This window comes from Acinetobacter sp. IRS14, from assembly GCF_034650275.1.
Classification (GTDB): domain Bacteria; phylum Pseudomonadota; class Gammaproteobacteria; order Pseudomonadales; family Moraxellaceae; genus Acinetobacter; species Acinetobacter oleivorans.
This window is the reverse complement of sequence record NZ_JAOVFN010000006.1, coordinates 120,026-144,765: the sequence shown is the minus strand read 5'-3', so window position 1 is coordinate 144,765 and position 24,740 is coordinate 120,026. Positions and strand designations below refer to the sequence as shown.

The 24,740-nt window shown below is 38.6% G+C and carries 23 protein-coding genes and 1 pseudogene; 8 read left to right on the top strand and 16 right to left on the bottom strand.

Features of this window, described 5'->3' with window-relative positions:
• Positions 1-48: 48 nt before the first annotated feature.
• Positions 49-741 (bottom strand): M23 family metallopeptidase, encoded by a 693-nt coding sequence (locus ODQ17_RS08260; RefSeq protein WP_322902873.1) that lies wholly within the window; start codon positions 739-741, stop codon positions 49-51.
• Positions 742-848: 107 nt separating this feature from the next.
• Here ODQ17_RS08260 and ODQ17_RS08255 point away from each other — a divergent pair, with 107 nt between their 5' ends.
• Positions 849-1,289, top strand: a complete 441-nt coding sequence (locus ODQ17_RS08255) for a DciA family protein (protein WP_151822037.1) — start codon at positions 849-851, stop codon at positions 1,287-1,289.
• Positions 1,290-1,386: 97 nt separating this feature from the next.
• On the opposite strand, the gene lpxC is transcribed toward ODQ17_RS08255, so the two are convergent.
• The 8 genes from lpxC to gshB all read right to left on the bottom strand — a co-directional run bounded on the left by lpxC (position 1,387) and on the right by gshB (position 10,623).
• Positions 1,387-2,289, bottom strand: coding sequence for a UDP-3-O-acyl-N-acetylglucosamine deacetylase (lpxC, locus tag ODQ17_RS08250; RefSeq protein ID WP_004790060.1), 903 nt, complete (start codon positions 2,287-2,289; stop codon positions 1,387-1,389).
• Between the two features lie 110 nt (positions 2,290-2,399).
• The gene (gene ftsZ, locus ODQ17_RS08245; protein WP_005300624.1) at positions 2,400-3,575 is read right to left on the bottom strand and encodes a cell division protein FtsZ; all 1,176 of its coding nucleotides are present in this window, start codon (positions 3,573-3,575) and stop codon (positions 2,400-2,402) included.
• A gap of 164 nt (positions 3,576-3,739) precedes the next feature.
• The gene (gene ftsA / locus ODQ17_RS08240; RefSeq protein ID WP_004790064.1) at positions 3,740-5,002 is read right to left on the bottom strand and encodes a cell division protein FtsA; all 1,263 of its coding nucleotides are present in this window, start codon (positions 5,000-5,002) and stop codon (positions 3,740-3,742) included.
• Between the two features lie 60 nt (positions 5,003-5,062).
• Entirely contained in the window at positions 5,063-5,917 is an 855-nt protein-coding gene (locus ODQ17_RS08235; RefSeq protein ID WP_005300619.1) for a cell division protein FtsQ/DivIB, read from the bottom strand.
• A gap of 2 nt (positions 5,918-5,919) precedes the next feature.
• A complete protein-coding gene (locus ODQ17_RS08230) occupies positions 5,920-6,846 on the bottom strand; it encodes a D-alanine--D-alanine ligase (protein WP_005300616.1) in 927 nt (308 codons plus the stop codon).
• Between the two features lie 37 nt (positions 6,847-6,883).
• A complete protein-coding gene (gene murC, locus ODQ17_RS08225; protein ID WP_322902871.1) occupies positions 6,884-8,332 on the bottom strand; it encodes a UDP-N-acetylmuramate--L-alanine ligase in 1,449 nt (482 codons plus the stop codon).
• Between the two features lie 11 nt (positions 8,333-8,343).
• Positions 8,344-9,441: an undecaprenyldiphospho-muramoylpentapeptide beta-N-acetylglucosaminyltransferase gene (gene murG, locus ODQ17_RS08220; protein ID WP_005300613.1), complete on the bottom strand. Its 1,098-nt coding sequence runs from the start codon at positions 9,439-9,441 to the stop codon at positions 8,344-8,346.
• Between the two features lie 237 nt (positions 9,442-9,678).
• Entirely contained in the window at positions 9,679-10,623 is a 945-nt protein-coding gene (gene gshB, locus ODQ17_RS08215) for a glutathione synthase (RefSeq protein WP_322902869.1), read from the bottom strand.
• A gap of 160 nt (positions 10,624-10,783) precedes the next feature.
• On the opposite strand from gshB, the gene ODQ17_RS08210 reads away from it, so the two are divergent.
• The 3 genes and pseudogenes from ODQ17_RS08210 (at position 10,784) to ODQ17_RS08200 (ending at position 14,074) form a co-directional block, all read left to right on the top strand.
• Complete coding sequence (locus ODQ17_RS08210) at positions 10,784-10,996, top strand: DUF1737 domain-containing protein (protein WP_002122004.1); 213 nt, start codon at positions 10,784-10,786, stop codon at positions 10,994-10,996.
• A gap of 229 nt (positions 10,997-11,225) precedes the next feature.
• Entirely contained in the window at positions 11,226-13,418 is a 2,193-nt protein-coding gene (locus ODQ17_RS08205) for a TonB-dependent receptor (protein ID WP_322902867.1), read from the top strand.
• Positions 13,419-13,784: 366 nt separating this feature from the next.
• Positions 13,785-14,074, top strand: a pseudogene (locus ODQ17_RS08200) (addiction module antidote protein).
• Positions 14,075-14,206: 132 nt separating this feature from the next.
• Here ODQ17_RS08200 and ODQ17_RS08195 read toward each other — a convergent pair.
• The 3 genes from ODQ17_RS08195 to pyrE all read right to left on the bottom strand — a co-directional run bounded on the left by ODQ17_RS08195 (position 14,207) and on the right by pyrE (position 16,928).
• Positions 14,207-14,701, bottom strand: coding sequence for a hypothetical protein (locus ODQ17_RS08195; RefSeq protein WP_322902862.1), 495 nt, complete (start codon positions 14,699-14,701; stop codon positions 14,207-14,209).
• 1 nt (position 14,702) lies between these two features.
• Positions 14,703-15,998 carry an AAA family ATPase gene (locus tag ODQ17_RS08190; protein ID WP_322902859.1) on the bottom strand — a complete coding sequence of 432 codons (1,296 nt, stop codon included), beginning with the start codon at positions 15,996-15,998 and terminating at the stop codon, positions 14,703-14,705.
• Between the two features lie 279 nt (positions 15,999-16,277).
• The gene (gene pyrE, locus ODQ17_RS08185) at positions 16,278-16,928 is read right to left on the bottom strand and encodes an orotate phosphoribosyltransferase (protein WP_005300604.1); all 651 of its coding nucleotides are present in this window, start codon (positions 16,926-16,928) and stop codon (positions 16,278-16,280) included.
• Positions 16,929-16,966: 38 nt separating this feature from the next.
• On the opposite strand from pyrE, the gene ODQ17_RS08180 reads away from it, so the two are divergent.
• Positions 16,967-17,791, top strand: a complete 825-nt coding sequence (locus tag ODQ17_RS08180) for an exodeoxyribonuclease III (RefSeq protein ID WP_005300601.1) — start codon at positions 16,967-16,969, stop codon at positions 17,789-17,791.
• Between the two features lie 455 nt (positions 17,792-18,246).
• Positions 18,247-18,597: an arsenate reductase gene (locus ODQ17_RS08175; RefSeq protein ID WP_151827220.1), complete on the top strand. Its 351-nt coding sequence runs from the start codon at positions 18,247-18,249 to the stop codon at positions 18,595-18,597.
• A 39-nt stretch (positions 18,598-18,636) separates the two neighbouring features.
• Here the strand turns inward: ODQ17_RS08175 and ODQ17_RS08170 are convergent, their stop codons facing one another.
• Entirely contained in the window at positions 18,637-19,074 is a 438-nt protein-coding gene (locus ODQ17_RS08170; RefSeq protein ID WP_002121971.1) for a DUF2147 domain-containing protein, read from the bottom strand.
• A gap of 152 nt (positions 19,075-19,226) precedes the next feature.
• Between ODQ17_RS08170 and ODQ17_RS08165 the strand changes: the two genes are divergently transcribed.
• Together ODQ17_RS08165 and ODQ17_RS08160 are read left to right on the top strand one after the other, a co-directional pair.
• Positions 19,227-20,138 carry an alpha/beta hydrolase gene (locus ODQ17_RS08165; RefSeq protein WP_174745722.1) on the top strand — a complete coding sequence of 304 codons (912 nt, stop codon included), beginning with the start codon at positions 19,227-19,229 and terminating at the stop codon, positions 20,136-20,138.
• Positions 20,139-20,312: 174 nt separating this feature from the next.
• Positions 20,313-21,506, top strand: a complete 1,194-nt coding sequence (locus ODQ17_RS08160; RefSeq protein WP_322902853.1) for a GGDEF domain-containing protein — start codon at positions 20,313-20,315, stop codon at positions 21,504-21,506.
• On the opposite strand, the gene dsbD is transcribed toward ODQ17_RS08160, so the two are convergent.
• The 3 genes from dsbD to ODQ17_RS08145 are packed head-to-tail and all read right to left on the bottom strand — an operon-like array spanning position 21,501 to position 24,671.
• Positions 21,501-23,327 carry a protein-disulfide reductase DsbD gene (gene dsbD, locus ODQ17_RS08155; protein ID WP_322902850.1) on the bottom strand — a complete coding sequence of 609 codons (1,827 nt, stop codon included), beginning with the start codon at positions 23,325-23,327 and terminating at the stop codon, positions 21,501-21,503. The two genes, ODQ17_RS08160 and dsbD, sit on opposite strands and share 6 nt — an antisense overlap.
• A gap of 18 nt (positions 23,328-23,345) precedes the next feature.
• Positions 23,346-24,113: a transporter gene (locus ODQ17_RS08150; protein ID WP_023274357.1), complete on the bottom strand. Its 768-nt coding sequence runs from the start codon at positions 24,111-24,113 to the stop codon at positions 23,346-23,348.
• A 12-nt stretch (positions 24,114-24,125) separates the two neighbouring features.
• The gene (locus tag ODQ17_RS08145; protein ID WP_004790092.1) at positions 24,126-24,671 is read right to left on the bottom strand and encodes an ankyrin repeat domain-containing protein; all 546 of its coding nucleotides are present in this window, start codon (positions 24,669-24,671) and stop codon (positions 24,126-24,128) included.
• Positions 24,672-24,740 lie beyond the last annotated feature (69 nt).

Here is a 24,740-nt window from a genome sequence, read left to right as displayed (position 1 = left end):
TAATTTCAGATTCATAAATTTAATAACCTTAACTTTTTAACTATGCTTTTAAGGAAGCATCGCCAAGTAAGTCGTTGGATTCTTACGTTGACCATCTTTTACTACTTCGTAGTGCAAATGTGGGCCAGTACAGCGACCAGTACAGCCTACATTGGCAATATGTTCACCTGCAGATACTTGGTCGCCTACACGTACCATTAAGCGCGAAGCATGAGCATAGCGTGTTAAGTAACCATTACCATGGTTAATTTCAACATATTGACCATAGCCCGTGCCCCAGCCAGATTTCGTTACAATACCTGGGCCTGTTGCATAGATTGGCGTGCCACTCGGAGCAGCCATATCTAAACCACCATGATGTTCGGCACGACCGCTCATTGTACGACCACCGAAGTTCGAAGAAACTCGTACAGTATCAGGAAGAGGATGCGAAACTAACCAAGAGTAAGCATTCGAAGAAGAGGCATTAAAAGAATTCTTTGCACTCGTATTGCCATATTTTTTTGCGAGCGATTCATTGTTGAGCTCAACCGTTTTTTGGCGTAAGGTCACTGAAACTTTCGCACTTGCCGGAAGATCTAAATCATCAGGATGGGTGTATGAACCTTGAGATAATGTTTTTGATAGTTTTTCCAATCGATCTGAATCAGTAGATTGGTTAATTGTTTGATAATCTGCAAAAGCAACTGATGCTGCCGAAGCGGCAAGTGAAAACGCTAATAAAATACGACGCGTGTGCATAAAAACCTCTTGAAACTGTTCTTACTCAAGTTCCTTATGATCTCTTCCTTGATATCAATCGAAATGAACGCTTAAGATGAAGACAAGAATCTATCCGAGAATGACCCATGTCTAAACCCGATAACGTTTTTCAACAAACCGGAAAACACATAAAAACAGGAAACCTTACGTTTCTAACAACGCAAGTCGCGCAATGGCAAAGACTTACGAAAATAATCCAACCCTTATTGCCCCAACCGGAACAATGGCAGGTCGTGTGTTATCAAAATGGTTCTTTAATCATTACTGGTGAAAATCAGGCGATGATTAGTCAACTCAGTTATTTACAGAACCAATATGTATCTAAATTATCTCAACTTGAAGGGTTAAAAGACTTACAAAGAATTCAGGTTCGATTGAGAAATAAAAACACTCCCAATATACCCTCATCTGAGCCATCTAAACCCATCCCCCCGGAAACACAAGAAATGTTACGTAGTGCAGCCGACTTTGTGAGCGACCCTAAGCTTAGCCAAGCTTTACTACGTTTGGCAAGCAATAAAAAATGATGAGCTTTCTATTTCTTAATTAGAATCGTTCTTATTATGTGATAATAATCACACTTTGAAACGTTACAATATAACGTAGCCAAGTAAAGACAATGACTTATGTCACACTGACATATGGAATTGGACATTCATTCTCGTCATTAAATGTTACAATTTCATAATTACTCGGATCACTTTGAACATTGCGTAACAACTGATTATTTAAAGCATGTCCCGATTTATAGCCATCAAACTTGGCAATAATTTGATGACCAAGTAAATACAAATCACCTACTGCATCCAAAATCTTATGTCTCACAAATTCGTCAGCGAAACGTAAGCCTTCTTCGTTCACAACACCTGTGTCATCTACCCCAATGGCATTATCTAAACTTGCACCCAAGGCTAAGTTATTTGCTTTGAGGTAATCTAGATCTTTCATAAAACCAAAAGTACGAGCTTCACTGACTTCATATACAAAAGTTTCAGTAGAAAAGTCGATAGTGGCAGATTGATATTCTTTAGCAAATGCAGGATGGTCAAAATCAATCGTAAAATTTAATTGAAAACCATTATGCGGGCTAAAAATCGCTTTTTTATCATCTATTAATGCTTCAACTGGTTTTAATATTCTTATAAATTTTTTCGGCGCATCTAGCTCACGTAATCCACCCTGCATTAACAGGTAAATAAATGGGCCGGCGCTTCCATCCATAATCGGAACTTCGGACGCAGATACCTCAACAATAAGGTTATCAATTCCTAAACCTGCAATTGCGCTCATTACATGCTCAATTGTTCCAACTTTTATATCTCCAATCACTAAATTGGAGCACATGAAAGCTTCTTGAATGAGTAAAGCATTCGCATGGATTTCAACGGGCGGGTCTAAATCGATACGACGAAATACAATACCTCCATCCGCGGTATGTGGAATGAAATTGATCATCACTTTTTGACCGCTATGAAGACCTATTCCACTCGCTTTTACCACACGATTGAGAGTACGTTGTTTCACCATGCTTTGTAACTTCTTTTTTAAAACCGCTATACGTTAGCATATTTAGTCATTGATCAAAAACAAAAAAAGGCAGTGTTTAAACACTGCCTTTTTTTAAATTTAATAATTTTTTACTTACGTTGCTGATTTTTCAAGTAATCTTGAATACTCATCGGAGAAGAACGCGGAGAAGAACTTGCGTTACTGCTCACTTCATTGTCTGCATTTTGACGCTTATTAATAGCAGGAACGTCATCTTCATCAACAGATTGAGCTGATTGAGTCGATGCATGACTTACTGTATTACGTTTTCTCGGTTCTGCATCTGCAGCATTACGAGTTAAACCAGTTGCAATTACTGTTACACGCAATTCATCACGCGCATCTGGATCAAATACTGTACCGTAGAAAATTTCACCTTCATCAAGGTCAACAATCTGGTTCACGACATCAGTAATGATTTCAGTTTCGCGTAGAGTAATATCATCACCGCCAGTAATGTTAATCAACACACCTTTAGCATTAATAATATTTACGTTATCAAGCAATGGACTGCGAATAGCCTGTTCAGCTGCTTGACGTGCACGATCTTCACCACGACCTAAACCAGCACCCATCATTGCGTAACCACGAGTACTCATTGCAGTTTTCAAATCGGCGAAGTCAAGGTTAATGTGACCACGGTTTACAACAAGGTCAAAGATACTACGTACAGCGTTTAACAATACATCATCAGCTTTTTTATAAGCATCTTTCATTGAAATATCGCCATATACGCTAAGTAAGCGTTGGTTCGGGATAATAATCAATGAATCAACATGTGCTTCAAGCGCTTCAATACCGCGCTCAGCAGATTTTAAACGGCGACGGCCTTCAAAGTTAAATGGAGTTGTTACAACACCAACAGTCAAAATACCCATTTCTTTGGCAACTTCAGCCACGACAGGAGCCGCGCCCGTACCCGTACCACCACCCATACCAGCGGTAACGAACACCATATCCGTACCTTCAAGATGGTGACGAATAATTTCACGGCTTTCTTCTGCTGCAACTTGCCCAACTTCAGGGTTAGCACCAGCACCTAAACCACGCGTACTTTGCTCGCCTAACTGAATTTTGAAAGGTGCATTCATACAGTCTAGTGCTTGTTTGTCTGTATTGGCACAAACGAATTTAACACCTTGAATATCAGACTGCACCATATGTTGAACGGCATTACCGCCACCACCACCTACACCAAATACAGTGAAACGGGCTTGACCGTTGCCATCGTTTAGTTCATCTTCTATAAATTCAAATGAGGCCATGACCTTTAGGGTTCCTAATACATTATGGCAGTCACTTCAGCCCGTATACTGCCTTGATTTTCAAAAATAACTAATTTTAAGAATGCTGTGCAATACAAACCTTGTCAAGTACAGTGGTTTTCTCTTACAACTTCCTAACAATTCTACCAATAAATCCATACATCCTAAAAAATGGCTTTTAGCTTGCTATTAAATGCATTCCAGCCATTTACCATTCGCTCCCATACCGAACGGTCATTTGCCTCTTCAGGCTCTTCAACAGCTTCTTGCAACTCACTTTGGCTAAACATGAGCAAACCAGCTGCTGTTGCATACATCGAACGACGTAATGCTGCCTGATGTTGATCATCAGCATAAACCTGTAACGGCGGATTACCCAAATGGGCAGATACCCCCAACATACGGCGAGCCAAACTCACCATACCTTCGATTTGACAAGCATCCCCTGTCAACACTACACCATGGTATAAACCATGAATTGCACCGCTGTTCTCGAGCTCATCACGAATCTGGCTAAAGATCTCTTCATAGCGGGCAATAATAATTTCTGACAACTCAATTCGACTAATAGTTTGAGGGCCATCAATTCCTTCCACCTGAATCATGTGATCTGGCTTAACAGCACTTAAATCAACACAACCATACAGAATTTTAATACGTTCAGCTTCTTCTGTCGTAGTTTGCAATACAGCAGCAATATCACGCGTAACGTGCTCACCACCGCGTTGCAATGTACGTGCCAGAGCCAAACGTCCATCTAGATAAACCGCAAGATTGGTAATGCCTGCGCCAATGTCGACCAGACAAACACCATACTCTTTTTCATCTTTAAGCAAGCTTGCCTCAGCGGTTGCCAGACAAGATACCACCATTTTTTCAACCCCGATATTTGCACCTTTCATAGCGCGATCAAGGTTTTGCATAGTCGCAATCGGCATCATCATTAACTGATAATGTCCGGTCATACTATGGGCAGTCATGTTAATTGGATTCTGCACCCATTCAGCAGAATCACCTAATTCAAAGCCTAACGGTACTGCACTTGCTAAATAGTAATCAGAAGTCACATGACTTGCTTTTGCCAATTCTAACGCGCGCACGACTTCATTTGTTGTAATAACATGTGCGGGATTAGCAACTGGTGTGCGGCCAGAGGCATAAAAACTTTGCAACTCGGTACTCGGAATCGATACCCATGCGCTATGAATGCGACATTCGGCCATATTTTCCGCTTCAGCGACAGCATTTTTAATCGCAGCGATAACTTTATCGAGGCTTACGATTTTTCCTTTATTCATGCCACGATTGCGAGCAGTTGCCATACCGATAACTTGAATGTTATCCGGCGCATGAATTTTTCCAATCAAAACTGAAACTTTATGCGTCCCAATGTCAATCGCAACAACTGAGGGAACAGCTTCATTCATCACTCATACCATTTCTTTGTTGTTTAATACCAGGCAAATTGCCTATTTTAAAGCCACGTATTATGGCTTTGCTTTTGTTCCGCCTGCAATGCTTGTGTCATCAATCGTTACAACAAACTGACCATTCACAATTTTAGGTGGTGTTGCGTTCTTCCATTGAATAGATAATCCATTACGATATCGCAAATCAATGGCTGAGATTTTCGACCACACTGGTTTTAAGTCAGATTGTGCCAGATGGCTTAAACGTTGCAACTTATTCATTGTTTGATCTTGGTCAACAATAATTCGTAAACCTGAGTCAAACTGCATAAACCAAGTCATTCGCTCCGTCAGATATAACTCTTTTAGACGCAAATTGGCAGGGTGGAATAATTGATTGATTTCATTATAGCGTCGCATCATCATTTTCGACTGGCTTACCGGACCATGGAGTAACGGAAGCTCAGGATGAATTGTCGGCTCTGCCTCACTAAATACATCGCCTCCATCGCTTAACAAGCGACCTGTTCCCCAACGGGCGATAGCATGTCGAGGCATGACACGAACACGAATACCATTGGGCCAAGCACGAGAAACGACTACTCGGTCTACCCACGAAATTTCTAATGTCTTATCACGAATCTGTTCTAAATCAGATGTGAAATAATTCGCTTTTATAATTGGAGCAACATGCTGCATCACTTGTTGTGTTTCAACTGAAGACGTCGACCCTACAACCTCTAACTTTGCAACTGTTGCATCTGTAATAACTTTATATAGCCCATAAATTCCGACTGCCAGCACTACAAAAGCAATAACCAACAGCACCCATCCACCAGCATTTGCAAGCTTCTGCTTACGTGTAGGTGGTTTATCATGAATAGAGGTGATGGCCGCACGTTTACGGCGCATGGAAGCCGGAAGTTGTGCCATATTTAAGCCGTACCTTCCAATGTTTGCTCAAGAATGGCAACACACAATTCATCAAAACTATAGCCAACAGCTTTCGCAGCTTTTGGAACTAAAGAGTGGCTGGTCATACCTGGCACAGTGTTTACTTCTAAAAGCCAGAAATTACCCTGCTCATCCTGCATCGCATCAATACGGCCCCAGCTTTCTGCACCAACTGCCTGAAAAGCACGTAAGCACAATGCTTGAAGATTCTTCTCTTCTGTCTCACTTAGACCACAAGGAATACCATACTCTACATCATTACGTTGATATTTTGCTTCGTAGTCGTAGAAAGCAACATCTGCTGGTGGTTGTAAACGAATAACCGGTAAAGGCTGACCATTTAGAAATGAGATTGTGAATTCACGACCTGTGATCCACTTTTCTGCCATCACAACAGCATCGTGCTGAGTTGCTTTCTCAATTGCAGCTGCAAAATCTTCTGCTTTCTCAACCTTACTCATGCCGACACTTGAACCTTCATGTACAGGTTTGATAATGACAGGTAAGCCTAACTCAGCAATCACCGCATCTAAATCTGTTTCTTTAGTAATAATGCGATATGGCGCTGTAGGTAAATCGCTACCTTGCCAGATTTGCTTGGTTTTGACTTTATCCATGCCAATCGCAGAACCTTGCACACCAGTTCCTGTATAAGGCAAATTCAACCATTCAAGCACGCCTTGAATCTGGCCATCTTCACCACCACGACCATGCAATACAATAAATGCACGATCATAATTTACAAGTTCAGTCACACTGCGGTCTTGCGGATCAAATGCTTCAGCCTGAACGCCCGAACGCAATAAAGCATCCAGAACTGCCTGACCACTATCTAAAGACACAGCACGCTCAGCCGATTTCCCACCAAATAGCACGGCAACTTTGCCGAATTTTGTAGCATTTGACACGTTTAAATCCTTAACCCGATAATTCAATATTTTTTGTTTATTTCACATACAAATGGTGTTGTGCAAGTTCTACAGAAATTGCTCCCACGTTACCCGCACCTTGCGTTAATAACAAGTCATTTGGTTGTAACACATTTTGCATGATGTTTTGTAAATTACCTTCAACCGGATCAATCAAAATCGGTTCCACCTGTCCACGTAAACGAATACTACGCGCTAGAGTACGGCTGTCTGCACCTACAATAGGCTTTTCACCGGCAGGATAAACTTCTAATAATAATAATTGATCGACCTGAGAAAGCACTTCAATAAAGTCATCAAAACAATCGCGGGTACGAGAGTAACGGTGTGGCTGGAATAACATCACCAAACGACGATCTGGATGGCTCTGACGAGCAGCTTTAATCGTTGCTTCTACTTCTTTCGGATGGTGTCCATAGTCATCAACTAACTTAACGTTACCGTCAGCAAGTTCAAATTCACCTTGTACTTGGAAGCGACGACCAACTCCACTGAAGCCTGCTAAAGCACGGCTAATTGCATCATCAGAAACACCTTCATCAGTCGCAACACCAATCGCAGCCAAAGCATTTAAAATATTATGCATGCCCGGTTGATTAATCGTTAAACGTAGCGGCTCACGCCCTTTACGTAACACAGTGAAATGTGAACGCATGCCATCTTGTTCAACATCAATTGCGCGAATGTCGTTGTCTTCGTTAAAACCATAGGTAATTACTGGACGGCCTACACGCGGCATAATTTCACGAATGTTGGCATCATCACCACAAACGACAGCCAAACCATAAAATGGTAAGTTATGAAGAAACTGTACGAACGTATCTTTTAATTTATCAAAGCTACCTTCATAGGTATCCATATGGTCAGCATCAATGTTCGTTACAATCGCTGCCATTGGTTGCAAATAAAGGAAAGATGCATCGGATTCATCAGCTTCAGCTACGATGAAACGGCTTTCACCTAATGCAGCATTTACGCCTGTACTGTTAAGTAAACCACCAATAACATAAGTTGGATCAAGGTTTTCTTCAGCCAACATAGTCGTTAAAAGACTTGTGGTTGTCGTTTTACCATGTGTACCCGCTACAGCAATACCATGACGGTAACGCATAAGCTCACCTAGCATCTCTGCACGGCGTACGATTGGAGTACGTTGCTCAATCGCTGCTTTAATTTCCGGATTTTCTGGATCAATCGCTGTAGAAACTACAAGCACATTGGCATTTTTAATATTTTCCGCTTGATGGCCAATATAAACCTTGATGCCATTTTGCTCTAATTGTTCTGTAGTTTTAGATGCTTTAATGTCTGAACCGGAAATTTTATAACCTTGGTTACCCAATACCTCTGCAATGCCACACATCCCAGCACCGCCGATTCCCACAAAATGAATGTGTTTGATACGGCGCATTTCAGGCACTTTAATCAGTTTTTTTGCTTGGTTCGCAGCTGTTGATGGAGACATAGTAAATCCGATTACATTTTTTGGATAAGATCAACCACATGCTGAGTCGCATTTGGTTGGGCATGTTGACGCGCTTTCACTGCCATTTCTGTAAGTAACTGGCGGTTCATCAGCGAAGTGAACAATTCATTTAGAACATCTGGTGTCATAGTCGATTGCTGACAAATTTTTGCAGCACCGAAATCCGCCAGAAATTTGGCATTTGCAGTTTGATGGTCATCAACTGCTATAGGAAGTGGCACAAAAACTGCGGCCACACCTGCTGTTGCAACTTCTGTTACCGTGAGTGCTCCAGCTCGGCAAATAATTAAATCTGCCTCACTATAAGCCTTTGCCATATCTTCAATAAACGGTAAAACGTGTACGGTTAAATTAGCTGGAGCATCTGCATAAAGTGCTTGAGTTGCCTCAACTTGTTGCTGACCGCACTGGTGAAAAATATTAAGTGGAACTTGTAATTGTTTTAATGCTGGAGGTAAGCGTTCGTTGAGTGCTTTGGCACCTAAAGAACCACCAACAATTAGAATATTTAGAGGCTGCCCTGCTTGCGCACGCTCATCATAACGCCACTTTGGGCTTAAAATATCTGTGATTTCATGACGAACAGGATTTCCTGTTGTAACGACTTTTCCACCCGCAGGAAATGTATTTGGAAATGCTTCACACACGACTTTAGCAACACGAGATAACTGCGCATTGGTAAAACCAGCAACCGCATTTTGCTCGTGAATAAGTACAGGAATACCTAACAAACGTGCGGCTAAACCACCTGGGCCTGCAACATAACCGCCAAAGCCTGCAACTGCATCAACTTTAAGCTGTTTCATATAACGCATTGCGCTTAAAGTAGCTTTTAAAATTTTAAAAGGTGCAGCAATTTTACGGACTAATCCATTGCCACGAACACCTTGAATATCAATTTGATATATTGGAATATTTTGATCTTTTAATAATCGGTTTTCCATACCTGTTGGCGTGGCTAACCATGAAACCTGACAACCTTGTTGTTGAAGTTTTTTGGCTACGGCGAGGGCTGGAAAAACATGTCCACCTGTACCGGCAGCCATCATCATGACATGTTTAGGTTTGCTTTGCTGTGAATCGGTCACGGTCTAATTCTTCAACTCAAAAAACAATGGAAATTGTCATCTATTTTTGTAGCCGTTTATTTTAATCCTAAAGCTTCATTAACGAAAAGCTAATTTCACTCGTTTATAACAGAAAGATGTGCTTTTTTGAAAATATGCCTACAAAGCTGTGGTCTATTTAGTATTGTTATTTTATTAATTCATATATTTTCAGGTGATTTCCCATAAATACCGCGGAAAATCACCTGAAATAAATAATTAAACTGAACGTCCAGCTTCTAATACATCAAATAGATCATCTGCAATTGATGTACCAAATTGAGCATCAATTTCACGAATACACGTTGGGCTAGTGACATTAATTTCAGTGACATAATTACCAATCACATCTAAGCCCACAAAAATCAAACCTTTTTCTCGTAGGAAAGGGCCAATTTTAGCAGCAATCAGCTTATCGTTTTCAGTAAGCGGACGCGCTTGACCTAAACCACCTGCCGCTAAGTTGCCGCGTACTTCACCATTTTGTGGAATACGGGCTAGACAGTAAGGAATAGGTTCACCATTCACCATTAAAATACGCTTATCCCCTTCTACAATTTCAGGAATATAGCGCTGAGCCATAATCGGACGGTTGCCTAGCTCTGTAAGCATTTCTAAGGTAGAACCAATATTTACACCGTCTTGGTATAAACGGAAAATCCCCATACCGCCCATACCATCAAGCGGCTTAACAATCACATCACCATGTTCTTTAATAAATTCACGAATTAAACTTTGCTGTGATGTCACAAGTGTAGGTACTTGTAGCTCTGGAAATTGCGTTGCAAAAAGTTTTTCGTTGCAATCACGCAATGATTGAGGTTTATTAATAATCCATGAACCTTCACGCTCAGCTTGCTCAAGCACGTAAGTCGTGTAGACAAAATTCATGTCAAATGGCGGATCTTTACGCATGAGTACTACATCATAAGCCGCGATCGATTCTTTTTTCTTTTCGCCTAACTCATAGTAATGATTGTAATCTTCAAAAACTTTTAACGGTGAAATTAGACCGTAAGCCTTACCTTGATCGATATATAAATCTTGCTGTAATGCATAACCTAATTCATGTCCACGACGGCTCGCCGCCCACAACATTGCCATGGTTGAATCCTTTTTAAGGTTTACGGTTTCAATCGGATCCATGACGACAAGTACACGCATGCTCAAGCTCTTCTTAAAATTTAAATTAACATGAGTATAGCTGAGATTTTTCACTGGTTTTTCTTAATTTCAGTAAAACATTATCTGTTATTTCTTGATCTGGAATTTAAGTAAATTCAGTTAAACTATGAGCATAAAACATTATATTTAAAGGCTAAACATGAAACTTTATCGCTATTTAACTGGCCCTGATGACTCTGCTTTTTGTGCAAGAGTGACTAAAGCACTGAATCATGGTTGGGAATTATATGAAGCGCCAACCATGACCTTTAATGGCACGCATGTCATTGTTGGACAAGCAATTTGCAAAACAATTGACGAGAATTATGATCCAGAAATGGATATTTTAGATGTTCTGAAAAATAACGCTTAATCCCAAGGAGGAGTTTTTATTGGTAAAAGCCTCTCTCCAAAGCCCAATTAACAAGAAAAACTAAAGAGTTAATACACATAGTTTGCTTAATTTACTCATTACATTTCTAAAAAATAGTTATTAAAAAATAAATATGTCATTTTTTGAGGCAATAGTTCTTTTATTCTAAACAATTAAATGATTATAATTATCATTTATACTTTTATTTTTGTTAATTGATTTTATTTTTATGTTAAGAATTTCTATATCATCTCCCCAAATTAAGCGTCTTTTCCCGCTGAGCTTACTCAGTTTAATGATCTTGAATATTCAAGGTGCCTACGCAGAGGAAGCGACTGATTCAGCCGCAAAAGTTGCAGCCACCATGCCTACAATAAAAATTGAGGCCATGAGTGAACTCGACCCAATTAAAAGTTATATCGACTATGACAAAGCCAATGTCACACGCAATGGTTTAGACAAAAAAGATATTCCTCAAACCATTGATACGATTGATGTTCAGAAATATAAAATTTATGGATCAAATGATTTAAGCGTTATGCTACAAGGCACCCCTGGCGTATCAACCAGTTACGATATGCGTGGTGATGGCATCACGATTCGTGGCTTTGGTGCCGATACAGGTGATATTTACCGTGATGGCATACGTGAAAGCGGACAAGTACGTCGTAGTACAGCAAATATCGAACGTATAGAAATTTTAAAAGGCCCCGCTTCTGTTTTATATGGTCGTAGCGCTGGTGGTGGGGTTGTGAACATGGTGAGTAAGTTCGCCAACTTTGACTCTAAAAGTTCGGTTGGTGCGTACGCAGGTTCTTACGATAACTACGGAACAACGGCTGACATCAACCAAGTCATTAATGACAATTTAGCAATACGTTTGACCGGAGAATATGGCGAGTCAGGAAGTTTCCGCTCTGGCATTGAAAATAAAATTGAAATGTTTTCACCAAGTTTCACTTATAAAAATGATGATGGAACACTCACTTGGACTACACAATATACCTATGACAAATTAGGTCGTGTGCCTGATCGTGGTCCAGCATATGAAAACTTGCCTACGGGAACCTCAATTAAAATGGGATTTGCCCAAGACGGCGATTATGTTGATGATATTTTGCAAGTGGTTCGCACCGATGTGAATTATCAATATGCGCCTGATTGGAACTTTCACTGGGCAGCAAGTTACCGACAAGCAGAACAAAACTTTGATCACTTTTACTTTGGAACTTATTGTGGGTTAGATGGAAACGACCTAAAAGGTAAAGAATGCAACACTAAAAAAGGATACATCAATCAAATTTACTACTGGCAACAAACCAGCAATAAGACCACCACCAATACATTTGATATTAAGGGCAAGTTCAAAACAGGCCAACTTGAACATCAAATCATGATGGGTACAGACTGGACGTATGAACAACGAGAACCACGTCTAGCCAATAAAACTCAAAATGGGTCAGCCATTTATGGTTACGTTAACCCATTCACTGGTGAACGAGAGTACAGTCGTGGCAATGGCCCATTAGAAATTAGTCAGCATAACTATAATGAAGGCACAACTTACGGCGTATTTATTCAAGATTTAATTGGTCTAAATGACCAACTTAAACTAATGATGGGCGTCCGCTACGATTACTTTGACTTTTCAACCACTAACAAAATTAAGAATGAACATCGTAATGTAAAAGATGGCAGCTTTAGCCCAAATGTTGGTTTGGTATGGCAACCGCTTCCTGAACATAGTTTTTACACGTCTTACTCTAAGAGCTTTGCACCATTTGGCGGACAAATGGGTGTTAACCAAGTTACTGGAAGCACCGATGTCACAAAAATGGATAAAGAACCTCAATATAACGAGCAATATGAAGTTGGGGTAAAAAGCGAATGGTTAGATAGTCGTTTAAATACTCAATTTTCGGTCTTTGATATTCGTAAAAATAATATCCGCTATAAACCAAATCCTAATGAGCAACCAGAAGTATGGGCAACAGCGGGTCAGCATCAATCTCGTGGTCTGGAATTTAGTTTTATTGGTCGTGTACTTGATAATGTCTTTGTCCGCGGTGGCTATGGCTACACAGATGCAAAAGTGAAAGAAGATAAACAAAAGCCTGAACAAGAAGGCAACTATTTAGCCAACACATCTAAAAACACAGGTAATTTATTTGTTCGTTATTTACCAACCGAGCAGTGGTATACGGAGGTGGGCGTGACTTATGTCGGGTCTTATTATCCAAATATCAATAATCAAGTAAAAATGGAAGGCTTTAACCGTGTCGATGCGGCGATTGGTTATAGTGCAGACCCATGGAATGTCACACTTGCGGTGAATAATCTAACCAATAAAGAATACTGGCGCTCAGACAGCATGCCAGGCACACCACGTAATGTGTTATTACGTTTGAATTATCAGTTTTAAGTAAATATTAAAAAGGCATACCCCTATTTAGAAGTATGCCTTTTTATTTTTAGATACCATATTTTTCGCGATAAGCTTGCATATTTGCTAGCGCTTCTTTTTCGCCTTTAGTGATGACTTAACAAAGCAATATGACCCAAATCCATTTGAATTGCCGATTAGATAAGGTTCAGCGTGGCAATTGAGGGATATCAACTCCTTACAAAAGGAGTTTTGAAAATGAGAAATTTCTTTAGATCTAGTTGGCGGATATATTACATCAGCATATTGACGTTGTAATTGTAATGCTTGGTAATAAAGATAAATCTACACAGTAAGAGGACATCAAGAAAGCCGTTAAACTATCGAAAAAATCAGAGGATTAAAATGGTTAAAGTTGCGGATTTACCAAATTTTGATATGGCTGAGTCACTCAAAACTGAAGAAGATATTGGGGTGTATCTCAATATAGTACTTGGAGACAATGATCCTGCTGAATTAACTCATGCTCTTCGTATAATTGCTAAAGCTAGAGGTATGACGCAGATTACCAAAGAAGCAGGAATTGTTCGTGAAGCCTTGTATAAAGCTCTTCATAATAATTCTGCATCTCATTTTGTACGATTAATCGTATAGTGAATGCACTTTGTTTAAAGATTACGGTACAGCATGCATAAAAAAATGAGAGTCATTAGCTCCCATTTTTTTATTCGCATAAGAGGTTTTATGTTAAAAACTAACTATAAGGCCCATGAATTGGGCCTTTTGTATAAGGTCTATTATGTTAAATTTAAAAATAATTTTTTAATTTAAACAATTATATCTTTTTTATATGAAATTTTATTTTTAAGTATAGTACTTAAAATAATATCCATATTAATTTTTGGAGATAACCAATAAATATTATTAAAATTATCTCTATTATCCAAAAGTGTAGAAAAAGCATTCTTAGCATTTAAATCATTTGAAAAAATGATTTTATCTGTTGCGATTGCAAGATCAATTAAATGCGCATCTTTTAAAGTAATAGATTTATTTTTAGAATCTTCTAATGTTTCTAAAAACAATTTGGCTTCAGTGTTAACGCTGACTGCAATTAGTTTTTTTCTACTAATCATCGCAACAGTCCATTGTTTAGCATAAGAAGATCTATGCTTCTTCCATTCCTGCATAAGAGTTGGGCAATATACAGCAACCCCTTTCCCATCTTTTATTTCATTCAAGAGATGTCTAGATGTACTGGAAACAGGATGTTCAGAAGTACCTGCTGATCTCATAATGTCGGCATCAATAATAAATTTCATTTTATATCAATTTTTCTTCAACAGCATCTAAATACTCACTATCAGCTTTTAAGTAAGTGTCATCGAAATCAGATGGCCAATCACCAAATGCACCAATTTCATCCACTGCTGATTCGTAGACTTTTGTTTCTCCTGACGAGTCTTGAGAGAACCAATTCAAAGAAACTTCTTTGTTTGAGATATTACCTTTGACTATTTCTGTTTGTAATCCTCTGATAAAAATGGAGCTGTGAGTTTCTATAACTAGTTTTTTTCCTTTTTTTACATATCTACATAATATACTAGCTAATTTATACTGAGCTAATGGATGTAAATGAATCTCTGGCTGTTCAATATAAATAATATTATCTTGATTCGCTTCTATGATCGCAATAAGAATAGGTAAAATTTGAGACAAGCCAAATCCAACATCTGATAGGTCAACTACATCATTCTCTTCTGCTCCAAAATATCTAGAAATATTTAAAGATATATGAGCTTCATTAACCTTCTGGGCTTTAATATTTGAAGCTAAACCTAATTCACTAATTAAACTAATAAGCGTTTCTAATTTTTTTCTCTCTTTTAACCCCCAATTATAAATAATAGAAGCAGTATACTTGTCAAATCTTCCTTGAAATCTTTTATTATATCTCTCAATTTTATACTGTCTTTCAGGATTACTTCTTATTCCTGGAATATGTATAAGTTTTCCAACAAATTCCTCAATATTACCAGTTGGTGAAATTCCAAATGAAAAGACATGTTGTTGTACTTCTGATTTTGATTTAGGTGAAAACTCTATTGACAAGAAAGATCTTTTACTTTTTAGTTGTGGGATTAAAGGAGTATCTGGACTAATTTTATCGAAAATATTTTTAAAAACTTCATCTTTTTCTTTTAATTTATTTATTAATTCATTTATTTCACTTTTACTCATTCCACTTTTAATAACAAAGTCATTGTTAGAAGACTCTATTGCTGTAAAACCATCCTTTTTACTATAGCCAAATTTAATTTTTGAAACTTCATTAGTCTTCTTTTTTGGATGAATTTTTTCTATAAAAATAGAAAAAGAATTATTATTACTGTTTTTCTTGCAAAATAATTGATGCCCTTCCGTTAAACTAGCATTCTCTCCATTAATAATAAGTGACTCTCCATCACTATTATTTTCTACCGTTTGCTTTAAGATCATGAATGGTTGCATAAAACTGGACTTACCAGAACTATTAGAACCAGCGATTATTGTCATCCCATTGATATTTATAGACATTTTATTATATATGGACTTATAATTTTCAACTGAAACTCTCATTAAATTCTACTATTAGATCATTGATTATTAATAATATAATAATTTTACAACTTAAAAGCCATTAATATTTTAGTTTTCTATTTTCTAAAGTTAACATAACACCCTTTATGCAAAATGCTTGAAGTTTTCCTTTTAGCATCAAAGCCGTTCCAGAGTTCAGCGCACTGAAAACGGCTTTCTATTATTTTTCATGTCAAATGACTATTATTTAACCAACTCAATAATTTGATTCAACTATAAAAAAAGGAAGCCATAGCTTCCTTTTTCTACATCTAACTCTTAGATACCATATTTCTCGCGATAAGCTTGCATATTTGCTAGCGCTTCTTTTTCGCCTTTCGCCTCTAAATAATCCATTAAATCTTTCATGGTAATCAATGCGTGCACAGGAATTTCTAATTCTTTTTGAACTTCTTGAATTGCAGAAAGCTCACCTTGACCACGTTCTTGACGATCTAATGCCACCAAAACGCCCGCAATAGTTGCACCAGCATTTTTCAAAATCGTTACAACTTCACGAATCGCTGTACCTGCGGTAATCACGTCATCAATAATCCAGACTTTTTTACCTTCAACAGCAGCACCAACTAATACACCGCCTTCACCATGATCTTTCGCTTCTTTACGGTTAAAGCCCCATGGCACACTTTTGTTATGTACTTGCGACAAAGCAACAGCAGTCGCTGCTACAAAAGGAATACCTTTGTAAGCTGGCCCAAAAATCACATCAACATTTTGGCATTGTGTTAATTTATCAGCATAGCCTTGTGCTAAAAGAGATAAAGCTTCACCATCGTTGAGTAGGCCTGCATTAAAAAAATAAGGACTCACGCGTCCAGATTTTAAAGTAAACTCACCAAATTTAAGCACACCGCGTGATAATGCGAGTTCGATAAATGCTTGCGGGTGAAATGACACAGGCGTTGTCATGAGGTGCTCCAAATTCACAATTGAGGTTAAATTTTCGCATGATACCAAAGGATCAGTATCCAAGTGATGTAAAAATTCTTCGAGTCGTTTCCATTAACGTAAATGGCTTACGTTCTTCAGTAACGAAAGGCTTACTTGAATGGTTAGAACAATCAGATGCCGATGTCGTATGCATGCAGGAAAGCCGCATTACCCATGAACAATGGACTGAAAAATTTAGACCCGAAGGATGGCATACCCATCTCTTTCCAGCAGAGCGTGCAGGTTATGCGGGAACTGCGATATATAGCCGCCTACCCTTCGTCTCTGTTAAAGATGGCTTAGGGTTTGAGCTAGCTGACAGTCAAGGCCGCTTTATTTCTGCGGAATTCGATTTAGGTTTGTCACATCCGGTACATATTGCATCATTATACTTACCTTCAGGCTCAAGTGGTGAAGAAGCGCAAGCACGTAAAGATTTATTTTTAGGTGAATACGCAAAAATCTTGAAACAATGGCGTGATGAAAACAAGTCAGTCATCATTTGTGGTGACTACAATATTGTTCATAAACGAATTGATATCAAAAACTGGTCAGGTAACCAGAAATCATCTGGTTGTTTACCACATGAGCGTGCATGGCTTGACCATATTTACGATGAGCTTGGCTATGTCGATACTTTCCGTGTAGTTCGCGCCGAAGCAGAACTTTATTCATGGTGGTCAAATCGCGGTCAAGCTCGTGCAAAAAATGTAGGATGGCGTATTGACTATCAAGCGTGTTCACCAGACTGGAAAACACGCGTAGCAAACGCATGGGTCTTTAAAGATCAATGGTTTAGCGACCACGCACCCGTTATTATTGACTATAAAATTCAAGAATAAGTGAACACTTGTTCACTTGCATTGTCGTTTTAGCTTACAGCATATGTCGTTTTTGAGTATTTTTCTTACACATCTTTAACGGCATTATAGCTGCACGGCACAGGGAAGCAGTCAGGATGACGCAAAAGGATAGGACGCCGTAGGAAGATAAAATAAACTTATGATAAGTTTATTTGCAAGGATGTGACATTGGACGTTGAAATGAGACCCGCATGATCAGGATGATTAAATGCGGGCTTTCTCTTTTTAAGTCTCTTATTTTTTGCGCTAAGTTCTTTTAGTTTTAATTTCTTCTTATTAAGCTCATTATCGCTTTGTCTTATGACAATAACATGACATTTCTCTTTCGATTAATCATTAATTTTCATTTGTTTTAAAAGTATCGGTATAAAGTAGTGCTTAAAAGCTTTTTGGGTTAGGCTGTGTGCTCTCTCTTTTTGACATGGTCCGATAAAATGTTAAAAATTTATGGAATTAAAAACTGTAATTCAATGAAAAAAGCATTTGATGCTTTGCAAGCCAAATCGCTTAACTATGATTTTCACGATTATAAAAAACAAGGTATTGATGCAGATACTCTAAAGATCTGGTTAAAAGAAATTGGGCAAGATACAGTTCTCAATAAAAAAGGAACGACTTGGCGCAAGCTTTCAGAAGAAGAACAAAATCGTGCTTTAAGCAGTGAAGATAACCTTATTGAAGCACTCATTGCTCAACCTAGTTTAATTAAAAGACCTGTTTTACAAACCTCACAAGGTTTCATTGTAGGTTTTGATGAATCTACCTATCAAAACATCCAAGCATAAAAAAACGAGCCATACGGCTCGTTTTTTTATTAAAACTTTTTAGTTAGCGCGAATCCATGTTTGGTTACGACCAAGTGCAGAAACGCCAATATAACCACGCAGTTTAAGCTTTTTGCCGCCATCGGTTAACTCACCTTTCAGTTTGTAAGTTTTACCTGATTTGGGGTCTAAAATCGTACCGTTTTCATAACTGTTACCACCTACATTTTTTAAATTATGTACAATGGTGACACCTTTAAGTGGTTTGTTTTTATACGGACCTTCACATTTTGTACAAGCGTTTTCTTCGCCTGGTGTCAAAATGTTTTGAATGGTTGCAGTTAAGGTTCCGTCCTTCTGTTCCGTAAATTTCACTACGGCTTTTGGCTTGTTGGTCTGATCATCAATCGTTTTCCATACCGTTCCATTGAGTGAATCAGCCGCATTGGCAAATGCAGCCATACCAATGAGTCCTAAAGCTAAAGCAATCTTTTTCATTTTTGTAATATCCTTGGGTCTTTCAAGATTTTTAGTATTCAGAAGTCGCAAAGATATTGCAATTTTTGAATGTGACTGTTTCGTGTAACCTTGTAATCTTGCAAAATAAAATTTACAAGAAAACAAGAAACTAGCATAAAAATGGATGCTCTATGAATATATCAAATGTTTGGAAATATTATTTTACAGAAACTTTTCTTAAAACAACAATTCGCAAGCCAAGTCAGCTAAATTTGCCGGCTACCGCCTTACGTCCCGTTCTAGATCAGATGTGTCGTGCTTTCCCAAGGCAAAAAAATGTTTCTGTGCGCCCAATTCGGCTAGCAGGCATTAAAGGTGAAGAAATCAAGCCACAAGATTCTGCCACTCAACTGATTTTTCACATTCACGGCGGCGCTTTTTTTCTTGGTAGTGTCAAAACACACCATGCTTTCATGACGGATTTAGCTGCCCGTACTCAAATGCAGATTATTCATGTGGATTATCCACTTGCACCAGAGCATCCTTATCCTGAGGCAACTGAAGCTCTATATGACATCTATCAATCTTTAATTGTACAAGGTGTTCAGCCTAAAGATATTATTTTGTCAGGTGATTCATGCGGAGCAAATTTAGCGCTAGCACTTTGCTTACGTTTAAAAGAACAACCTGAGCTCATGCCAAGTGGCCTGATTTTGCTATCTCCATTTTTAGATTTAACCCTAACCAGCGAGTCTCTCAGATTTAATAAAAAACATGATGCCTTACTCTCTATTGAAGCGCTGCAAACAGGAACTCAATACTATATAGGCAATCATATTGCAGCTGATGACCCACGTGTTTCGCCTATTTTCGATGACTTGCATGGCCTACCGCCCACTTTGGTTCAAGTCGGGTCTAAAGAAATCTTATTAGACGATGCCAAACGTTTTAGAGAAAAAGCTGAAGATGCTGGCGTTAAAGTTCAATTCAAACTTTATACAGGCATGTGGCATAACTTCCAGATGTTTAATGCATGGTTTGATGAAGCCAAACAAGCATTGGCAGATATTGCTGAATTTGCTCACGAACTAGATAAAACTTAATTTATCTATAAATGATGTGAATAGGCCTCAAAACTTTTCACATCATTTACTTTATAAAAAGTCATCATGTATAAATTGAAAATCATGTTATGTTTAAAACATAAATTATTTAAACAATCCAATTTTAGGATGGTCCAACAAAGAGGCATCTATATTTAGGAGGCCTTACTTATTATGAAAAGTCGTTTCATCACTCATCCAATACATAGAATAAAACAGGTGATAATCGATTTCATCTACAATAATCACATCATCAACTGGACGCCACTACAAAAAAGTGCACTGATGCTTACACTTGCCTGTGCAATGAATTTCAGTTGGATTTTATGGAAAGGCTATATTCTAATTACCCCTAGTGTCTGGCAATGGACACATTTACCTTTAGTTGAGTCGCAAATCTGGCTCAATTTATTAACCTTATTTTTATTGGCTCTTTTGATTATCCCCTGCTATCGCTATAAAAATGATGAATGGGCTCAACGAATTATTCCTTTAGTGAGCGTGCAATTTTTTACGCTCATGCTATGCCATGATGGATATTTAATTGGCAGCATTAGCCCCGCCACTATGGTCGGTTATGTCGGCACGATTGGGGTAGGTCTGGTGTTATTTGACCGAAAAATTGTTTATAGCGCCCTTATACCTGCAACAATTATTTTAACGGTATGTACTTATTTGAGTATGAAAGGTGTTTTACCTTACGCACCTTTATTTAATCTGATTGCCATGCAACGTGCTCAAACCAATCCTTTTTGGTTAGGAAGCATGGCTTTTTTTATTATGCCCATTTTATTGGCATGTTTTATTTTATTTGAAATACTACTCACTCAATGGCGTCAGCGCGAAACTTATATTCAACGTTTAAGCCAACTTGATCCATTAACTAACGTATTAAATAGACGTAGTTTAAATACGCATTTAGAGTCGCTACACCAACAGCAATTTGATTATGCGGTGGTACTTCTTGATATCGATCATTTTAAAAAAATTAATGATATATATGGCCATCACCAAGGTGATCAGGTCTTAATTGAAATCGCTCAATGTCTTTCTGAGAACTTGCGTAGTGAGGATATTATTGGTCGATTTGGTGGAGAGGAATTTATTTTATTACTTCCCCACACCGATATTATTCAAGCAGAAAAAATTGCTGAGCGTTGTCGCCATGCTTTGCAAGAATTGCCTGTTTGTAGTGCTCAAAATAGTCCTATTCATATTAGTGCAAGCTTTGGAATAAGCAGTTCAGCTTTTGCACAGGACCCTTATCTCGTTATTCGGCAGGCTGACCAAGCTCTCTACGCGGTGAAAGCTTCAGGTCGCAATCAGGTACGTACATTTCATCAGACTGAAGCTGTTAATAGCTTATGATTGTTTTAGTTTTGCCAAACTCGCGAGTTGTTGCAAAAGTTCTTGCTGACTAAAAGCACCCGTTAAGCGTAAAGCACGAATTTCTTTTTGCTCGGGGCTTAAAAATAAATAGGTCGGTGGTCCTAAAATATTCCATTGTTTGAGTAGCGCTTCATGTGATTGGTCATAATGACTCAAATCAAGCTTAATTAAATAGTAAGGTGCAAGAGCAGACTGAACCTCGGGTGCTTTTAAAATACGGTGCTCAATCGGTTGGCAAGCAACACACCAATCTGCATAGACATCAACCACAATAGCCCGATCAGTAGGCGCTGCTGCTAAAATCTTTTGGAAGTCTGCCGCGCTAGTCGCAACATGCCACTCGGCCATGTGGTCAGAACTTTGCAAAGTTCGATTTTGAATATGTTGATATTGGTTATAGGCTACAAAAGGGGTAACGATTAATAATAAGATCGCATAGAGCCATTGTAGCTGCCCTTTTTTCCAGAAAAACTGATAAACCGCATAGGCTATAAAAGCGAGGCCTAGTACTAAACTAAGTACTTGCATACCCCAATCTGGCAATAAAGGACGAATAAAGTAGAGGCTTAAACCCAACATCAGAAAAGCAAAAATAACTTTAATCTGATGCATCCAGTCGCCCGCTTTAGGCAAAAATTTTGCACCTAAAATACTTGCCAACAGTAGCGGAATTCCCATTCCAAAACCTAGGCAAAATAAAAGCAAAGCACCTTGCCATTGGTTTTGTGTTTGAGAAATAAATAATAAAGTTCCAGCGAGAGGTGCAGTCATACAAGGACCGACCAAGAGTGCAGAAACCACACCCATGACTCCTGCACCTACTAAAGTGCCGCCTTGTTGCATTGACTGAATATGGTCAAGTCTATTTAACCATGTTTGTGGTAAACGAATCTCAAACAAGCCAAATAGGTTCAGAGCAAATACAATAAACAACAAACTAAAAGCAATTAAAGTCGCAGGCTGTTGTAACCAGCGCTGAAAATTTAAACCTGCTGAAGAAGCAATTAAACCTAAACCTGCATAGACCAACGCCATGCTGCAAACGAAAGTAAGTGCAATGGTCCAAGCCTTTAGACCTTTATGTTCTCGAATAATAAGTGAAGTTAAAATAGGCAACATCGGTAAAGAGCATGGTGTAAATGCGAGCAACATGCCTAAACCGAGAAATAATAAAATTCCATACCAAAGCGAGTGCTCAATTAACTTAGCTGACCAGATCTGATCTTGCGCAATTTGTGGCGCAGATGGATCTACTACAGACTCTGTACTCTGCTCTTTTTCTAAAAATTTTGAATCTGAAGAGGCTTCTGGTTGAGTATTTGCCAAATCTAGCAATCGTTTTGGCGCTGTTCCTGCTTGGTTTTGCACACCAACCAAGCCATCTGCATCAGTTTGAAACTCAATGGTTTGTGGCGGATAACAAATACGATCTTTGGCACAGCCCTGCCAAGTCACACTATAGTGCTCTGAAGGCTTTGTTTTAATTTTGAAATTAACTTGATGGTAGTAAACCTGACTTTGCCCATAATTTTCATCATATTGGGCAATCGCTTTAGGTAACTTTAAAGCTAAAGGTTGAGTACCTTGTTGTACGGTAAATTTATGCTGATACAGATAGTAATTTGGCTGAATCTGCCAAGATAAACTCGCAGTATGCGGCTCAGAAGATTCAACCGAAAATGAAAAAGCTTGTTCGGGCGAGAGCAGCTTGTCTTGTGCGGAAACCAACTGGCTAAACACACAAACAGCAACGGCTAGAAAATAAAGAATTCCCTGATGAATAAACTTTTTCATTAACATAAATTTAAATTGCTTCGATTAGAACAAGAACGCCACGCCTAAGCCACCGTTGTAGCTCTTGTCTTGACCCTCTAAATCGACCCCGATGCTTGCGTCAAGCTGAGTACGATTATTTACAGCGTAAACTAAACCTGTACCTAAACCGTATTCATAGTCTTGGCTTTCAGCTTTACGATAAATGAATTCAGAATATCCAGAAAGTTTACCAGCTATTTTATAGTTGATTGCTGGAATTGCAGTCACAGCCCAATTACTGTTTTGCACTTCGTAACGCATGGTAATTGAGGTATCAATCAAGTCATCATATTTATAAGCCACTGCTGAGCTTAGGCTATAAATATCATCATGCGCAGTAAATTCATCATTACCAGTTGCAATGACAGCCTGAGCTAACACAGCCATTGATAAGTTTTCATCATCGAGATCAATTGCTTTTTTCAAACCGATGCTTACATCACCAAAGCCTGAATTGTCAGTTTTTTTACCAGCACGTTTGGTTTGAGTCCATGCTGGACCTTGCCAACCTAATTGTAATTCTAAGCCATCAGCCAAACCCGTACGGAATAGCATATCTTCACTTACAGTTACGGTTTTTTCTTTAACGCCATCGACAGTCGACTCTGTATAAGTCGCACTAGGTAAACCTTGTTCCCAAGCTAACTTACCCACTGGTGTAATACCTGTTCCGAAGCCTGCTCCAGGACGGTCAAAGGAAAACTCTGCTGCGAAAGTACTTCCAGCAGCAACAGTTGTAAGGGCAAAAGTTAAAATTTGTACTATTTTCATTTTAATGTCCAATCAAGTAGTTAATTCTTTTGTCATTTTAGCCCCATGACGGCGCAATAATTCTAATGTTTCACGCTCTTCTTCAAGTGATTCTGACCAATCTATTTCATCAAAATCACAATCAAAGAACAACTGACTGATTGAAGATAAAACGGTGAGTCCTTCTTCATCACGTGAGTTTGGATCAACTTTTTCATCGAGTAAACGTTGAACAGCTGGAGCACATGCTGAACTTGCAGCATCCCATAATGGGCCATAAAACTCTTCTGCATCCCAAAGGTGTACATTGGCTTTAGCTTGAATTAGGGCTTCAAGAATATCGAGATAAACTTGTAATGCTTGTTGCTTCTCTTCTTTTGATAATGGTGTACCCGCTTCATAAGCTTCTGATACATTTTCCCACCATTTAAAAATTCCGTCACAGATAATTGATACAGGTGGCCCTTGCTCCGGATCAATAAAGTTCGGATCAAGTCCGTCAGCAAGTAATTTCTGCACTTGCGCGAGTTCTAATTCTTCTATGGCTTTAATTAAAGCTTGCTGCTGGGTGGTTAACATGACCATCTCTCAAAAATATATTAGGACTATTATGCCTAATCTCTTCTCCAGATTTTAGAGGTTGATTGC

Bases quoted from the DNA above. Each gene is read 5' to 3' on its own strand.
- ODQ17_RS08260 (WP_322902873.1), bottom strand. From the start codon at position 741: ATGCACACGCGTCGTATTTTATTAGCGTTTTCACTTGCCGCTTCGGCA.
- ODQ17_RS08255 (WP_151822037.1), top strand. From the start codon at position 849: ATGTCTAAACCCGATAACGTTTTTCAACAAACCGGAAAACACATAAAA.
- lpxC (WP_004790060.1), bottom strand. From the start codon at position 2,289: ATGGTGAAACAACGTACTCTCAATCGTGTGGTAAAAGCGAGTGGAATA.
- ftsZ (WP_005300624.1), bottom strand. From the start codon at position 3,575: ATGGCCTCATTTGAATTTATAGAAGATGAACTAAACGATGGCAACGGT.
- ftsA (WP_004790064.1), bottom strand. From the start codon at position 5,002: ATGAATGAAGCTGTTCCCTCAGTTGTTGCGATTGACATTGGGACGCAT.
- ODQ17_RS08235 (WP_005300619.1), bottom strand. From the start codon at position 5,917: ATGGCACAACTTCCGGCTTCCATGCGCCGTAAACGTGCGGCCATCACC.
- murC (WP_322902871.1), bottom strand. From the start codon at position 8,332: ATGTCTCCATCAACAGCTGCGAACCAAGCAAAAAAACTGATTAAAGTG.
- gshB (WP_322902869.1), bottom strand. From the start codon at position 10,623: ATGCGTGTACTTGTCGTCATGGATCCGATTGAAACCGTAAACCTTAAA.
- ODQ17_RS08210 (WP_002122004.1), top strand. From the start codon at position 10,784: ATGAAACTTTATCGCTATTTAACTGGCCCTGATGACTCTGCTTTTTGT.
- ODQ17_RS08205 (WP_322902867.1), top strand. From the start codon at position 11,226: ATGTTAAGAATTTCTATATCATCTCCCCAAATTAAGCGTCTTTTCCCG.
- ODQ17_RS08195 (WP_322902862.1), bottom strand. From the start codon at position 14,701: ATGAAATTTATTATTGATGCCGACATTATGAGATCAGCAGGTACTTCT.
- ODQ17_RS08190 (WP_322902859.1), bottom strand. From the start codon at position 15,998: ATGAGAGTTTCAGTTGAAAATTATAAGTCCATATATAATAAAATGTCT.
- pyrE (WP_005300604.1), bottom strand. From the start codon at position 16,928: ATGACAACGCCTGTGTCATTTCACCCGCAAGCATTTATCGAACTCGCA.
- ODQ17_RS08180 (WP_005300601.1), top strand. From the start codon at position 16,967: ATGATACCAAAGGATCAGTATCCAAGTGATGTAAAAATTCTTCGAGTC.
- ODQ17_RS08175 (WP_151827220.1), top strand. From the start codon at position 18,247: ATGTTAAAAATTTATGGAATTAAAAACTGTAATTCAATGAAAAAAGCA.
- ODQ17_RS08170 (WP_002121971.1), bottom strand. From the start codon at position 19,074: ATGAAAAAGATTGCTTTAGCTTTAGGACTCATTGGTATGGCTGCATTT.
- ODQ17_RS08165 (WP_174745722.1), top strand. From the start codon at position 19,227: ATGAATATATCAAATGTTTGGAAATATTATTTTACAGAAACTTTTCTT.
- ODQ17_RS08160 (WP_322902853.1), top strand. From the start codon at position 20,313: ATGAAAAGTCGTTTCATCACTCATCCAATACATAGAATAAAACAGGTG.
- dsbD (WP_322902850.1), bottom strand. From the start codon at position 23,327: ATGTTAATGAAAAAGTTTATTCATCAGGGAATTCTTTATTTTCTAGCC.
- ODQ17_RS08150 (WP_023274357.1), bottom strand. From the start codon at position 24,113: ATGAAAATAGTACAAATTTTAACTTTTGCCCTTACAACTGTTGCTGCT.
- ODQ17_RS08145 (WP_004790092.1), bottom strand. From the start codon at position 24,671: ATGTTAACCACCCAGCAGCAAGCTTTAATTAAAGCCATAGAAGAATTA.